The 13,825-nt window shown below is 66.3% G+C and carries 14 protein-coding genes; 7 read left to right on the forward strand and 7 right to left on the reverse strand.

Annotated features, from left to right (window positions below):
- The first annotated feature begins 3 nt into the window (after window positions 1–3).
- Window positions 4–870 carry a lysophospholipid acyltransferase family protein gene (locus FVF75_RS14655; protein ID WP_148379327.1) on the forward strand — a complete coding sequence of 289 codons (867 nt, stop codon included), beginning with the start codon at window positions 4–6 and terminating at the stop codon, window positions 868–870.
- Between the two features lie 12 nt (window positions 871–882).
- Here FVF75_RS14655 and FVF75_RS14660 read toward each other — a convergent pair whose 3' ends face one another.
- Complete coding sequence (locus tag FVF75_RS14660) at window positions 883–1,758, reverse strand: 3-hydroxybutyryl-CoA dehydrogenase (RefSeq protein ID WP_148379329.1); 876 nt, start codon at window positions 1,756–1,758, stop codon at window positions 883–885.
- A gap of 161 nt (window positions 1,759–1,919) precedes the next feature.
- Between FVF75_RS14660 and FVF75_RS14665 the strand changes: the two genes are divergently transcribed.
- Window positions 1,920–2,747 carry a DUF6473 family protein gene (locus tag FVF75_RS14665; protein WP_148379331.1) on the forward strand — a complete coding sequence of 276 codons (828 nt, stop codon included), beginning with the start codon at window positions 1,920–1,922 and terminating at the stop codon, window positions 2,745–2,747.
- A gap of 60 nt (window positions 2,748–2,807) precedes the next feature.
- On the opposite strand, the gene FVF75_RS14670 is transcribed toward FVF75_RS14665, so the two are convergent.
- From FVF75_RS14670 to FVF75_RS14695, 6 genes are all read right to left on the reverse strand, one after another.
- On the reverse strand, window positions 2,808–3,734 hold the full coding sequence (locus FVF75_RS14670; RefSeq protein ID WP_148379333.1) for an electron transfer flavoprotein subunit alpha/FixB family protein: 927 nt from the start codon (window positions 3,732–3,734) through the stop codon (window positions 2,808–2,810).
- A complete protein-coding gene (locus tag FVF75_RS14675) occupies window positions 3,734–4,492 on the reverse strand; it encodes an electron transfer flavoprotein subunit beta/FixA family protein (protein ID WP_148379335.1) in 759 nt (252 codons plus the stop codon). Before FVF75_RS14675 ends, FVF75_RS14670 begins: the two co-directional genes overlap by 1 nt.
- 166 nt (window positions 4,493–4,658) lie before the next feature.
- Window positions 4,659–5,231 carry a cob(I)yrinic acid a,c-diamide adenosyltransferase gene (locus FVF75_RS14680; protein ID WP_148379336.1) on the reverse strand — a complete coding sequence of 191 codons (573 nt, stop codon included), beginning with the start codon at window positions 5,229–5,231 and terminating at the stop codon, window positions 4,659–4,661.
- Window position 5,232: 1 nt separating this feature from the next.
- Window positions 5,233–5,436, reverse strand: a complete 204-nt coding sequence (locus tag FVF75_RS14685) for a twin transmembrane helix small protein (RefSeq protein ID WP_148379338.1) — start codon at window positions 5,434–5,436, stop codon at window positions 5,233–5,235.
- Window positions 5,437–5,509: 73 nt separating this feature from the next.
- Window positions 5,510–6,343, reverse strand: coding sequence for an SDR family NAD(P)-dependent oxidoreductase (locus tag FVF75_RS14690; RefSeq protein WP_148379339.1), 834 nt, complete (start codon window positions 6,341–6,343; stop codon window positions 5,510–5,512).
- A 7-nt stretch (window positions 6,344–6,350) separates the two neighbouring features.
- Complete coding sequence (locus FVF75_RS14695) at window positions 6,351–6,959, reverse strand: SH3 domain-containing protein (RefSeq protein WP_148379341.1); 609 nt, start codon at window positions 6,957–6,959, stop codon at window positions 6,351–6,353.
- A gap of 93 nt (window positions 6,960–7,052) precedes the next feature.
- Between FVF75_RS14695 and parC the strand changes: the two genes are divergently transcribed.
- The 5 genes from parC to tuf all read left to right on the forward strand — a co-directional run bounded on the left by parC (window position 7,053) and on the right by tuf (window position 13,825).
- Window positions 7,053–9,386: a DNA topoisomerase IV subunit A gene (parC, locus tag FVF75_RS14700; protein ID WP_148379343.1), complete on the forward strand. Its 2,334-nt coding sequence runs from the start codon at window positions 7,053–7,055 to the stop codon at window positions 9,384–9,386.
- 10 nt (window positions 9,387–9,396) lie between these two features.
- Complete coding sequence (locus tag FVF75_RS14705) at window positions 9,397–10,590, forward strand: DUF898 family protein (protein ID WP_148379345.1); 1,194 nt, start codon at window positions 9,397–9,399, stop codon at window positions 10,588–10,590.
- Between the two features lie 56 nt (window positions 10,591–10,646).
- Window positions 10,647–11,834, forward strand: a complete 1,188-nt coding sequence (locus FVF75_RS14710; RefSeq protein ID WP_148379348.1) for a M48 family metallopeptidase — start codon at window positions 10,647–10,649, stop codon at window positions 11,832–11,834.
- Window positions 11,835–11,917: 83 nt separating this feature from the next.
- A complete protein-coding gene (locus FVF75_RS14715) occupies window positions 11,918–12,553 on the forward strand; it encodes a hypothetical protein (protein WP_148379350.1) in 636 nt (211 codons plus the stop codon).
- Window positions 12,554–12,649: 96 nt separating this feature from the next.
- Window positions 12,650–13,825 carry an elongation factor Tu gene (gene tuf / locus FVF75_RS14720; RefSeq protein ID WP_148379067.1) on the forward strand — a complete coding sequence of 392 codons (1,176 nt, stop codon included), beginning with the start codon at window positions 12,650–12,652 and terminating at the stop codon, window positions 13,823–13,825.

Raw genomic sequence — 13,825 nt, forward strand, 5'->3', positions numbered from 1 at the left:
TTCATGGCCATCACCCGCGCCAATGCCCCCGATCAGGCCAGCCCCCAGCCGCGGCACGACAAGCGTGACCTGACCTATGCCAATTCCTTCGACAACGGCGCGCAGGCCCTCGTGATCCGCGCCATAGAGTGGATGACCGGCAAGGTCTCGATCATCCGCATGGTGCGAGAGTTCGAACGGCGCGGCGGGGCCACGGGCATCGAGTTCTGGGGCGCCGCGCTCGACGTGATGGGGATCGAGATCCCGACACCGGCGGCGCAGTTGGAGCGTATTCCGGCCAAGGGGCCGGTGGTGGTGGTCGCGAATCATCCGCACGGGCTGGTCGATGGCATGGTCATGGCCGAGCTGATTTCGCGCCGCAGACCGGATTTCCAGATCCTCACCCGCTCGGTTCTGACCGGGCTGGACGAAGTTGCCTCGAATTTCCTGATCCCGGTGCCGTTCCCGCATGACCCCGACGCGCAGCGCAAGAACGTCGAGATGCGGGCACGCGCGATGGAGCGGTTGAAGTCCGGCGGGCTGATCTGCGTGTTTCCCTCGGGCGTGGTGGCAAGCTCGAAAACCGCCTTCGGCCCGGTCGAGGAGGCCGAGTGGAACGTCTTTACCGCGCAGTTGATCCGGCGATCGGGCGCGGCGGTGGTGCCGATCCATTTCCGCGGCCACAACACCCGCGTCTACCAGATCGCCAACCGGCTGTCGGCGACGCTGCGACAGGCGTTTCTGCTGCATGAGATCGTGCGCGCCTGCAACCGGCCGCAAGACCCGGTCATCGGCCATCCGCTGTCGGACGGGCAGATGGAGATGCTCAAGAGCGACCCGCGCGGCTTCATCGCCTGGCTGCGCGCACATACCCTGTCGCTTGAGGACTGACGGGCGCCGGGCTTACCGCGTCGGGACCGGCGTGTCGCCGCGATAGTCGTAAAAGCCGCGCCCGGTCTTGCGCCCCAGCCAGCCGGCTTCGACATACTTGGTCAGCAGCGGGCAGGGCCGATACTTGGTGTCCGCCAGCCCGTCGTGCAGCACGTTCATGATTGCAAGGCAGGTGTCCAGCCCGATGAAATCGGCCAGTTCCAGCGGCCCCATCGGGTGATTGGCGCCCAGTTTCAGCGACTCGTCGATGGATTTGACCGAGCCGACGCCCTCGTAGAGCGTATAGACCGCCTCGTTGATCATCGGCATCAGGATGCGGTTGACGATGAAGGCCGGGAAATCCTCGGCGCTGGCGGCGGTCTTGCCGAGGCGCTCGACCACCCCGAGGCAGGCTTTGAAGGTTTCCTGGTCGGTGGCAATGCCGCGGATCAACTCGACAAGCTGCATCACCGGCACCGGGTTCATGAAGTGAAAGCCCATGAATTTCTCGGGCCGGTCGGTGCGCGAGGCCAGCCGGGTGATCGAGATCGACGAGGTGTTCGAGGTCAGGATCGTTTCGGGTTTCAGATGCGGCAACAGGTCTTCGAAGATCGCCTGTTTCACGGTCTCGCGCTCGGTCGCGGCCTCGATGATCAGGTCGGAAGGGCCAAGGTCGGTCAGGGTCAGCGTGGTCGAGATGCGTCCCAACGCCGCGTCGCGGTCGGCCTGGGTGATCTTGCCGCGCGAGACCTGGCGGTCGAGGTTCTGGGCGATGATGCCGAGGGCGGCATCGAGCGCGTCCTGGCTCACGTCGGTCAACAAGACCTTGTAGCCCGCCAGAGCCATCACATGCGCGATTCCGTTGCCCATCTGGCCCGCGCCAACGACCCCGACCGTCTCGATTGCCATTACCTGTCCCCTTGAAAACCTGCCGGACCATAGGCCCGCGCGGGAGGCCGGTGCAAGTCTTTCTGCACCTGCACGGTGGGCCGCAACCTTTGTCCGGGTCTTAGCGATTTGGAAACGGTTTGGTGCCACACTCGATCCCGGGTGAAAAAGGAGTGGGTGGAATGGCCTATGACCATTTGGGCGCCGGGGCGCTGGACTATCTGTCGTGCCGCTACGGAAAATCGAAGCTGTTGTTCCGGGGGCCGAAGCGCAAGCTGGAAGGGCGCTATATCGCCGCCATCGGCGGGACCGAAACCTATGGAAAGTTCATCCCGCGCCCATATCCCGACCGGGTCGAGGCGGCACTGGGCACCAAGGTGGTGAACCTGGGCTGCGTCAACGCCGGGATCGACGTGTTCTCGCAGGATCAGGCGGTGATGGAGGCCTGCTCCGGCGCGGCGGTGACGGTGATCGAAGTGCCCGGTGCGCAGAACATGTCGAACCGGTTCTATGCCGTGCATCCGCGCCGCAACGACCGCTTCCTGCGCGCCTCGACGCTGCTCAAGTCGTTCTACCGCGAGGTGGATTTCACCGAGTTCCACTTCACGCGGCATCTGTTGAGTGCGCTGCGGGCGGCGGATGCGGACCGTTTCCAGGTCGTCGAGCACGAGTTGAAAGAGGCCTGGGTGGCGCGGATGAAGGCGCTGATGTCGCGGATCGACTCGAAGGTGGTTCTGCTGTGGCTGGCTGGGCATCGGCCCGAGGATTGCACCACATGTTCGGATCAGGACCGCGACCCGCTCTATGTCGACCGGGCGATGCTCGAGGCGGTGAAACCCTATGCCGCGCAGGTGGTCGAAGTCGTGGTCGGGCCGCAGGACGTTGCCGCCGGTCGCGAGGGCATGATCTATTCCGACCTCGAAGCACCGGCCGCCGAGGAAATGCTGGGCGTGCAGGCGCATCAGGCGGCGACCGAGGCGCTGGCGCCGGTGCTGAAAGACCTGTTGTGAGCCCAAGAGAAAGGCCCGCCGGTTCGGGCGGGCCTTTCGGGTCTTTCGAATTGCCGCGGATCAGAGCTTTTCGATCAGCTCCGGCACGGCGGTGAAAAGGTCGGCAACCAGGCCGTAATCTGCGACCTGGAAGATCGGCGCCTCTTCGTCCTTGTTGATCGCGACGATGATCTTCGAATCCTTCATCCCCGCAAGGTGCTGGATCGCGCCGGAAATGCCCACCGCGACGTAGAGGTCCGGGGCCACGACCTTGCCGGTCTGGCCGACTTGCCAGTCGTTCGGCGCATAGCCCGAATCGACCGCAGCACGCGAGGCGCCGACGGCGGCGCCCAGCTTGTCGGCGAGCTTTTCGATCAGCGCGAAGTCCTCTTCCGAGCCGACACCGCGTCCGCCCGACACGACGACGCCCGCCGAGGTCAGTTCCGGGCGGTCGCTTTCGGCCACCTTGTCCTCGACCCATTCCGACAGGCCGGTGCTGCCGGGCACCGCGACCGTCTCGACCGGGGCCGAGCCGCCGGTGCCGGCGGCGTCGAAGGTCGAGGTGCGGAAGGTCACCACCTTGGTCGCATCCGAGGATTTGACCGTCTGGATCGCGTTGCCGGCATAGACCGGGCGCTCGAAGGTGTCGGCATCGACCACGCCCGAGGCATCCGAGATCACCATCACATCCAGCAGCGCCGCGACGCGCGGCATGATGTTCTTGGCGTCGGTGGTGGCGGGGGCCACGATGTGGCTGTAATCGCCCGCGAGCGACACGATCAGATCGGCGGTCGGCTCGGCCAGGCGGTGCCCGAGGCTCGCATCCTCGGCGACCAGCACCTTGGCGACGCCGTCGATCTTGGCGGCGGCTTCACCCGCCGCGGCGGCAGAGGCCCCGGCGCAGAGCAGCGTCACGTCGCCCAGTTGTTTCGCGGCGGTGACAGCCTTGGCGGTGGCGTCCATCGCCAGTTCGCCGCCGGTGACTTCGGCAAGACAAAGAACAGCCATCAGATCGCCCCCGCTTCTTTCAGTTTCGCAACAAGTTCATCGACATCGGCAACCTTGACCCCCGCCTGGCGCACCGGCGGCTCGGCGGTCTTGACGATCTCGAGGCGCAGGCTGACATCGACGCCGTAGTCGTCGGCGGTCTTTTCATCCAGCGGCTTTTTCTTGGCCTTCATGATGTTGGGCAGGCTGGCATAGCGCGGCTCGTTCAGGCGAAGGTCGGCGGTGACGATGGCGGGCATCTTGACCTTGATGGTCTGAAGGCCGCCGTCAACCTCGCGCGTCACCACGGCATGATCCCCGTCGATCTCGACCTTCGAGGCAAACGCCGCCTGGCTCCAGCCCAGAAGTGCTGCCAGCATCTGGCCGGTGGCGTTCATGTCGTTGTCGATCGCCTGCTTGCCGGCGATGACGAGGCCGGGCTGTTCCTCGTCGATCACGCCCTTGAGGATCTTGGCGACCGCCAGCGGTTCGATGTCCTGGTGCACATCCTCGGCGGCAACCACCAGAATGGCGCGGTCGGCGCCCATCGCGAGCGCGGTGCGCAGGGTTTCCTGCGCCTGCTTGACGCCGATCGAGACCACGACGACCTCTTCGGCCTTGCCGGCTTCGCGCAGGCGGATCGCCTCTTCGACGGCAATCTCGTCGAACGGGTTCATCGACATTTTCACATTCGCAAGATCGACACCCGATCCGTCCGCCTTGACGCGAACCTTCACGTTGTAGTCGATCACGCGCTTCACAGGCACAAGCACCTTCATCGGCGTGTCTCTCCCTTGGTCGGCCCCGCGGTTGTCGCCGGGCGGTCAATCTCGGGGCATGATGTAGCGGGTCATGACGCCCGGAAACAATGGCAAAGCGGCAGAAAATTGCGCCGCGACGCCGCGTTCTTTCAGCGCAGGTGCGGCGTTAGCGTTAACGAGCCGGCTAGCGGTTGGCGCCCGGAACCCAGAGCACATCGGCCTTGCCGCCGTCATTTGCGACCCGCGCGGCGACGAAGCACCAGTCCGACAGGCGGTTGATATACTTGATCGCGGCGGGGTTCACCGCCTCGACCGCCGCCAGTTCAACCGTCTTGCGCTCGGCGCGGCGGGCGACGGTGCGCAGGTGGTGCAGATGAGCCGACAGGGCGGAGCCGCCGGGCAAGATGAAACTGCGCAGGGCCTCGAGCCCCTTGTTCATCGCGTCGATCTCGGCCTCCAGCCGTTCGACCTGGGCGTCGATGATGCGCAGGGGCGGGTATTCGGCCTCGGCGTCGCGCTCCATCTCGGGGCGGCAGAGGTCGGCGCCGAGATCGAACAGGTCGTTCTGGATGCGCGCCAGCGCCGCGTCGACCTCGCCCTCGGCATGCAGCCGGGCCAGGCCCGCGACCGCGTTCACCTCGTCCACGGTGCCATAGGCGGCGACGCGGGGCGCGTGTTTCGCGACCCTCGTGCCATCGCCCAGCGCGGTTTCACCGGCATCCCCGGTGCGGGTGTAGATCTTGTTCAATACGACCATGTCAGCCTTTGCTCCGAAGCCAGACGAACAACAGGATCAGCGCGACTGCGACCGCCTGGGCGTAGATGCGATAGCGCATGATCCGGTTGGCGTGTTTGCGGTTGAAGTCGCCGCCCTTGGCAAAGCCGCCGATGCCGGTCAGCAGAATGATCGCCACGACCGCGACGGCGATGGCGACGACGACAAGTAGCGGATCGTTGAACATGGGCGGCCCCGGGTGGTTTTCCCGAGACTTACATCAGCGTGGCGGCGATTGCGAGGGGCGGATGTGCGGCGCCTCAGATGCGGCCGCGAAGGTAGTCGGTCAGGCGCGTCGGCAGGGCGCGGCGGGCGAATGCGTTCAGATGCGCAGGCAGGGTGATGGCATAGCGCGCGCGGGGCCGGGGGGCGTCGAGCGCGCGGATCAGCCGGGCGGTGACGGCGGCGGCTGGCAGTTCGAACGGGTCGCGCCGGTCCTGCCCGGCGTTCAGGCGTGGCAGGATCGTCTGCTCATAGCCCGCCCGCAGCGCCGAGTTTTCCCAGTCCACCCAGCGCTGGAAGCGCGCGCGCGAATTGGCGCGGAAGGCCGAGGTGATCGGTCCGGGCTCCAGCAGGATGGTATGGATATTGGCCTCGGTCAGTTCCAGACGCAGGGTGTCGGCATAGCCTTCCAGTGCGAATTTCGTGGCCGTATAGGGCGCGCGCCAGCGGATCGCCGCCAGCCCCAGCGCCGAGGAACAGATCACGATCCGGCCATGCCCCTGGGCGCGCATCACCGGGATCACCCGGCGCACAAGTTCGTGAACGCCAAAGAAATTGGTCTCGAACATGGCGCGCAGGGCGTCGGTGGTCAGGTCTTCGGCGGCGACCGGCATGCCAAAGCCCGCGTTGGCAAAGATCGCGTCGAGCCTGCCGCCGGTGCGGGTTGTCGCCTCGGTCACCGCGGCGGCGATGGTGTTAGCGTCGTCATGGTCGAGCACGAAGCTTTCCAGCCCCTCCGCGCGCAGCCGGGCGCAATCGTCGGGGTTCCGGCAGGTGGCAAAGACCCGCCAGCCACGCCGCGCCAGCGCGTGCGCGGCATCGTAGCCGATGCCGGAGGAACAGCCGGTGATCAGGATGGCGCGTTGGGTCAAGGCGGGGTCACGGCGCAACGGGCGACAGGAAGTCCCCGGACATATAGCCGATCTCGCCCGCGCCCAGCCGGATCAGCCGCCAGCCCTCGCCCGCGTCGCCCAGGTCGACCACCTCCGCGCCCTGTTCGAGCGATGTGATGACCTCGTAGACCGTGGCCGGCCCGGTGCGCACGTTGACCTTGGTGCCGGTGACATAGAGCACGGTCTCGGTCGGCTCGGGCGCGGGCTCGGGTTCCGGGTCGGGTGCAGGCTCGGGCTCCGGTTCCGCGACGACCTCGGGTTCGGCGGCTGGCGGCGGGTCGGACGCGATCTCCGGTTCCGGCTCGGGGTCCGGTTCCGGCTCGGTCGCGGGTGGCGGGGCCGGTGTTTCGGCGACCTCGGGGTCCGCCGGGGGCGGTGGGTCCGGTTCCGGTTCCGGCTCCGGCACGGTGTCAGGCGCCGCGATCACTTCGCCGTTTTCGCCCGGATCGAGGGTGGCATCGGGTGCCACCACCTCGGGTTCCGGCGCCGGGGTTCGGCCGATCACGGTCTCTGGCAAGCCCTCGTCACGACCGAAATACAGCATTGCCGCCCAGATGCCGACAAGGGTGATCAGGATAAGTCTCAGAATGCCCATGCCCCTCCAATACCGCGCCGGCCCGGGCTGCGCCAGATTCGTCTTTGCATCCTGCGCCTTGCCGGGGGCGAATCCGGGGGGTATTCACGAGCCATGACCGACGCCACCGACGACACGACCGAACCCGGGCGCGAAATCGCCGAACCGCTGCGCCGCGCGATCGGCGAGCGTTACCTGACCTATGCGCTGTCGACGATCATGAACCGGGCGCTGCCGGATGCGCGCGACGGGCTGAAGCCGGTGCACCGGCGCATCCTTTACGCGATGCGCGAACTCAAGCTGGCCTCGGGCGGGCGGTTTCGCAAAAGCTCGAAGATTTCCGGCGACGTGATGGGCAACTATCACCCGCATGGCGACAGCGCGATCTATGACGCGATGGCCCGTCTGGCGCAGGATTTCAACGTGCGCTACCCGCTGGTCGACGGGCAGGGCAACTTCGGCAACATCGACGGCGACAACCCTGCCGCCAGCCGCTACACCGAGGCGCGGCTGACGATGGTGGCCGAGGCGCTTCTGGAAGGGCTGGATGAGGATTCAGTCGATTTCCGCGAGAATTACGACGGCACGCTGCGCGAACCCGTCGTGCTGCCCGCGACGTTTCCGAACCTTCTGGCCAACGGGTCGTCCGGTATCGCGGTGGGCATGGCCACCAACATCCCGCCGCACAACATTGCCGAACTGGTCGATGCCTGCCTGCACCTGATCAAGACGCCGGATGCGCGTGACGACACGCTCTTGAACTTCGTGCCCGGCCCGGATTTCCCGACAGGCGGCGTGATCGTCGAGCCGCGTGAGAACATCGCGCGCGCCTACAGCACCGGGCGCGGCTCGATCCGCCTGCGCGCGCGCTGGGAGGTCGAGGACCTGGGGCGCGGGCAATGGCAGATCGTCGTCACCGAGATCCCCTACCAGGTGCAGAAATCCAAGCTGATCGAACGTATCGCGGAACTGATCCAGACCAAGAAGATCCCGATCCTTGCCGATGTGCGCGACGAGAGCGCCGATGACATCCGGCTTGTGCTGGAACCGCGCTCGAAGAACGTCGACCCCGAGGTGCTGATGGGGCTGATGTTTCGCAACTGCGATCTGGAAGTGCGCTTCAGCCTGAACATGAACGTGCTGATCGACGGGCTGACGCCCAAGGTCTGCTCGCTCAAGGAAGTGCTGCGGGCGTTCCTCGATTTCCGGCAAGAGGTGCTGCAACGCCGCTCGCGCCACCGGCTCGAGAAGATCGACCATCGTCTAGAGGTGCTGGAAGGCTTCATCGTCGCGTTCCTGAACCTCGACCGAGTGATCGACATCATCCGCTATGACGACGAGCCCAAGGCGGCCCTGATGCGCGAGGACTGGTCGCGCGATCATGTGCGGGCAACGAACGAGCGCGATTATGTCAGCCCGGCCCCGGGCGAGGGCGAATTGTCCGAAGTGCAGGTCGACGCGATCCTGAACATGCGCCTGCGCAGCCTGCGGCGGCTGGAAGAGATCGAACTGATCCGCGAACGCGATGCGCTGATGGAAGAGCGCGCGGGGCTTGAGGATCTGCTGGATGACGAGGGCCTGCAATGGGCGCGGATCGGGGACGAGTTGAAGGCGGCCAAGAAGACCTTCGGCAAGGATTACCCGGGCGGCGCGCGGCGCAGCACCTTCGCCGAGGCGACCGAGACCGCCGATGTGCCGCTCGAGGCGATGATCGAACGTGAGCCGGTCACGGTGGTCTGTTCGCAGATGGGCTGGATCAGGGCGATGTCGGGCCATGTCGACCTGAGCCGCGATTTCAAGTTCAAGGACGGCGACGGGCCGCGTTTCGCCTTTCATGCCGAGACCACCGACAAGGTGCTGGTGTTTGCCGAGAACGGGCGGTTCTACACCCTGTCGGCGGCCAACCTGCCCGGCGGGCGCGGCATGGGCGAGCCGCTTCGCCTGATGGTCGACGTGCCGAACGAGGCCGGGATCGTCGACATGTTCGTGCATCAACCGGGCCGCAAGCTGATCGTCGCCTCGGCCGAGGGCAACGGTTTCGTCGTCGGCGAGGACGAGGTGATCGCCCAGACCCGCGCCGGCAAGCAGGTGCTGAACGTCGCCGATGGGCTGGCCAAGGTGTGCAGGCCGGTGGCTGGCGATCACGTCGCGGTGGTCAGCGAGAACCGCAAGCTCCTGGTATTCCCGCTGGCCGAGCTTCCCGAAATGGGGCGCGGCAAGGGGGTGCGGCTGCAGAAATACAACACCGCGCGCGGCAAGCAGGGGGTGCTGGAACTGGATGGCGGCCTGTCGGACCTGACCACCTTCGACCTGGGCACCGGGCTGAGTTGGGCAGCGGCGGGCGACCGCACCCGCACCGAGACCGACATGACCCCCTGGATCGGCAAGCGCGCCGGGGTCGGCAAGCTGCCGCCGCACGGATTCCCGCGCGACAACCGGTTCACCTGAGGGCGCCCGGGTGGCCTTCGCCGATCTCCGAACCGACTATGCCGGACGCGGCGCGCCCCTGTTCCGGCTGGCGCTGAAAACCGGCGTGCTGACGGTGCTGACGCTGGGCTTTTACCGGTTCTGGATGAAGACGCGGATGCGGCGCTATTACTGGTCGGCGATACGCCCGGGCGGGGTGCCGATGGAATACACCGCGCAGGCGACCGAAAAGCTGCTCGGTTTCCTGATCGCGGTGGTGATCCTGGCCTTCTACATCGGGGTGGTGAACCTGATCCTGATGTTCTTTTCCTTCAGCCTGTTCGCCGGCAACGCGCCCGCCTATGCGGTCAGCGTCGTCGGCCTGGTGCCGATCTTCTTTTTCGCGCAATACCGCGCCCGGCGTTACATCCTGGCGCGCACCCGCTGGCGCGGCATCCGCTTCGGGTTGGAGCCTGGCGTCAAGGGCTATGTCTGGCGCGCGATGCTGCATTGGGCAATCACCATCCTGACGCTGGGCATCCTGTGGCCGCGCATGACCTTCGCGCTGGAGAAATACCGCACCGACCGCACCTGGTATGGCGATGCGAAGTTCGCGCAGGGCGGGCGCTGGCAAGACCTCATGGGCGCGATGAAGCACGTCTATCTCGGCGCCGCGATCATGGGCGGCGGGACGCTGGCGCTGTCCCTGTCGCTGTCTCCGATCTGGTCGCTGGCCATCGTGATGGGCGGGGTCTGGACCGGGCTGGGGCTAAGCTATTGGCGGGCGGAAAGCTTCAAGCGGCTTACCGAATGGAAAACGCTGGGCGACGTCGGCTTTCGCTGCCATCCGCGCGGCGGGACGGTGGTGGGCATCTACATTCTCGGAAGCCTCGCGATTTCCGGCCTGCTGATCGCGCTGGTCTTTGGCCTGATGATGATCCTGGGCATCGCGGTCAGCATGATCGACCCTGGCGTGCTGGAGCGGGGGTTCTCGAACCTCGACAACCTCGCCTCGGTGCCGGGCTGGATCATCACGCTTCTGGGCGTGGTCGCGTATTTCTCGGTTTTCCTGTTCTGGGGCGTGTTGAAAGAGGTGTTCATCAAGCTGCCGCTGGTGCGCCATTTCGCCGAGACCACCGAGATCCTGAACCCCGGTGCGCTGGCACAGGTCCGGCAACGCCCGCGCGATGAGTTTGCCGAGGCCGAGGGCTTTGCCGACGCGCTGCCGCTTGGGGGCGGGTTCTGAACGCCCCGGCCACATATGACGCCTTCGCGGATTTCGTCGACGGCGAACGCGCAGTGATGCAGCGCGTCGGCGTGGTGCTGGACGAGGGCGGTCTTCGCATCGCCCTTCCTGACGGCCACACGCTTGATTGGCGCCTGCCCGATCTGCGCGCGCTGCGTGATCAGGCGGATACCGAGGCGCTTGTGCTGGCGCCGGCCGGCACCCTGACGCTGGAACGCCTGATCCTGCGCGATCAGGCGCTGATCAAACGGGTGCGGGCGCGTGCGCCGGCGCTCGACCGCCGCGCGCCGGTCACCAACAAGGGGCGGCTCGCAGCCTGGGCGGCGGGCGCGATTGCCTCGGTCGCAACCATCATCTTCGTGCTGGTGCCGGTGATGGCCGACCAGTTGGCGACGCTTCTGCCGCCCAAGGGTGAACGCGCGCTAGGCGATGCCACGTTCGAGCAGATCCGCACCGCCCTTGGCGGCGAGAGTTTCGTTCCGGTCGAAACGTGTGAAGCGCCCGAAGGGCTGGCGGCGCTGGCCAAGATGCGGGCCCGGATCAATGCCGAGGACGATCTGCCCTATCCGCTGACGGTGACGGTTCTGGATCACGACATGGTCAACGCCTTCGCCCTGCCGGGCGGGCGCATCATCATCTTTCGCGGATTGCTGGAAGAGGCCGCCAACGCCGAAGAGGTGGCGGCGGTGTTCGCGCATGAAATCGGCCATGTCGTCAACCGCGACCCGACCCGCGATGCGCTGCGGCTGGCCGGCTCGATCGGGGTGCTTGGCCTGATCTTCGGCGACTTTGCCGGCGGCACGGTGGTTCTGATCCTGGCCAACCAGCTGATCAACGCGAAATACAGCCAGAAGGCCGAGAGCGGCGCGGACGACTATGCACATGACAAGCTGACCGCGGCGGGGCTGCCACCGGCGGCGCTGGGCACCTTCTTTGATCGCCTGCGCGCCGAATATGGCGATGCCGAGGGGCTGGCGGCGCATTTCGCCTCGCATCCCCAGATGACCGCCCGGATCGAGGCCGCGCTCGAGGCGCAGGCCGAGGCCGAAGGGCGCGGCCGTATCGGCGCCCCGGTCCTGACCGCCGCCGAATGGCGCGCGCTCAGGGAGGTTTGCGGGCCGGGTGCCGCGCCGGACGCGCCGCGACTTGACCGGCCCGACCGTCCCGCCCCGCGCACGCCGGATGTCCGGCAGGGCGGAGAACGTGGGCAGGACAGCGGCCTGGGCGGACGCAAGAAACCCTGACCGGGGGCGGTGTCGGCGCGAAGGTTTGCACGAAGCCCCGTGACAGGGTATCCAGAACCGAATCCATTCAGGAGCCGCTGTTCATGATCCGTATTGCCAAATTCGCCAGCCTTTTCGCCGGTGCCGTGCTGGCGCTGTCAGCCTGCGCGGTCACCGACCTCGAGGACACGCCGCAGGAAATGGGCCGCTTTCTGCTGGGCTTCAACATCGTCACGGTGAACGACGCCGAGGTCGGTCCGATGTCGCGCGCCGTGGACGAGGATCTGTGGGTCGGCGTGATGCGCAATGCGATCAACGAGCGCTTCAGCCGCTATGACGGTGACCAGTATTACCACATTTCGGTGGCGGTGCTGGGCTATGTGCTGGCGCAGCCGGGCATTCCGATCGTCGCATCGCCCAAGAGCGTGCTGATCGCCGACGTGCGGGTCTACGACGACGCCACCGGCGAGTTGATGACCGGCGAGGCCAAGCAGATCACCGTGTTCGAAGAGGGCGGCGACGTGCTGGTGGGCTCGGGCCTGACCCGCACGGCCGAGGAACAGATGGCCAGCCTCGCGCGCAACATGTCCAAGTCGATCCACGACTGGATGCTCGAAAACGTCGAGTTCTTCGGCGATGCGTCGCTGATGGACCCCGAAACTACCTCGCCGGGCCGGCCGGTGCAGCCGCTGGCCGCGATGCCGGGCTCGGCCGAGGCGCTGGCGGCGGCAGAATCCTGAATTCGCACGCTTGATTTTCCCAAATCAACGCAGTAACGAGCGCGCGGAAAAGAACCGGGTTCGCGTGGAACCCCCCAAGGACGAGGCGCACGGCCAATGGCTAAGGAAAAGTTTGAACGCTCCAAACCGCACGTGAACATCGGGACGATCGGTCACGTTGACCACGGCAAGACGACGTTGACGGCTGCGATCACCAAGTATTTCGGCGATTTCAAGGCCTATGACGCGATCGACGCGGCGCCGGAGGAGAAGGCGCGGGGGATCACGATCTCGACGGCGCACGTGGAATACGAGACCGACGCGCGGCACTATGCGCACGTCGACTGCCCGGGCCACGCCGACTACGTCAAGAACATGATCACGGGTGCGGCGCAGATGGACGGCGCGATCCTGGTGGTGAACGCGGCCGACGGCCCGATGCCGCAGACGCGCGAGCACATCCTCTTGGGCCGCCAGGTGGGCATTCCCTACATGGTGGTGTTCCTGAACAAGGTTGACCAGGTGGACGACGCCGAACTGCTCGAGCTGGTCGAGATGGAAGTGCGCGAGCTGCTGTCGGAATACGAGTATCCGGGCGACGACATCCCGATCATCGCGGGCTCGGCCCTGGCCGCGCTCGAGGGGCGTGACCCGGAGATCGGCGAGAACAAGATCCGCGAGCTTCTGGCGGCGGTGGACGAATACATCCCGACGCCGGCGCGCGCTGTCGATCAGCCGTTCCTGATGCCGATCGAGGACGTGTTCTCGATCTCGGGCCGGGGCACGGTTGTGACCGGGCGGATCGAGCGTGGCGTGATCAACGTGGGCGACGAGATCGAGATCGTCGGCATCAAGGACACCAAGAAGACGACCTGCACGGGCGTCGAGATGTTCCGCAAGCTGCTTGACCGCGGCGAGGCCGGCGACAACGTGGGCGTGCTCTTGCGCGGCATCGACCGCGACGCGGTGGAGCGTGGCCAGGTGCTGTGCAAGCCGGGTTCGGTGACGCCGCACACCAAGTTCGAGTGCGAGGTCTACATCCTGACCAAGGAAGAGGGCGGGCGTCACACGCCGTTCTTCGCCAACTACCGCCCGCAGTTCTACTTCCGCACCACGGACGTGACCGGGACGGTGACGCTGCCGTCGGGCACCGAGATGGTGATGCCGGGCGACAACCTGAAGTTCGAGGCCGAACTGATCGCGCCGATCGCGATGGAAGAGGGCCTGCGCTTCGCCATCCGCGAAGGCGGCCGCACCGTCGGCTCGGGCGTCGTGTCGAAAATCCTCGCGTAA

Source organism: Maritimibacter fusiformis (assembly GCF_008086115.1).
Classification (GTDB): domain Bacteria; phylum Pseudomonadota; class Alphaproteobacteria; order Rhodobacterales; family Rhodobacteraceae; genus Muriiphilus; species Muriiphilus fusiformis.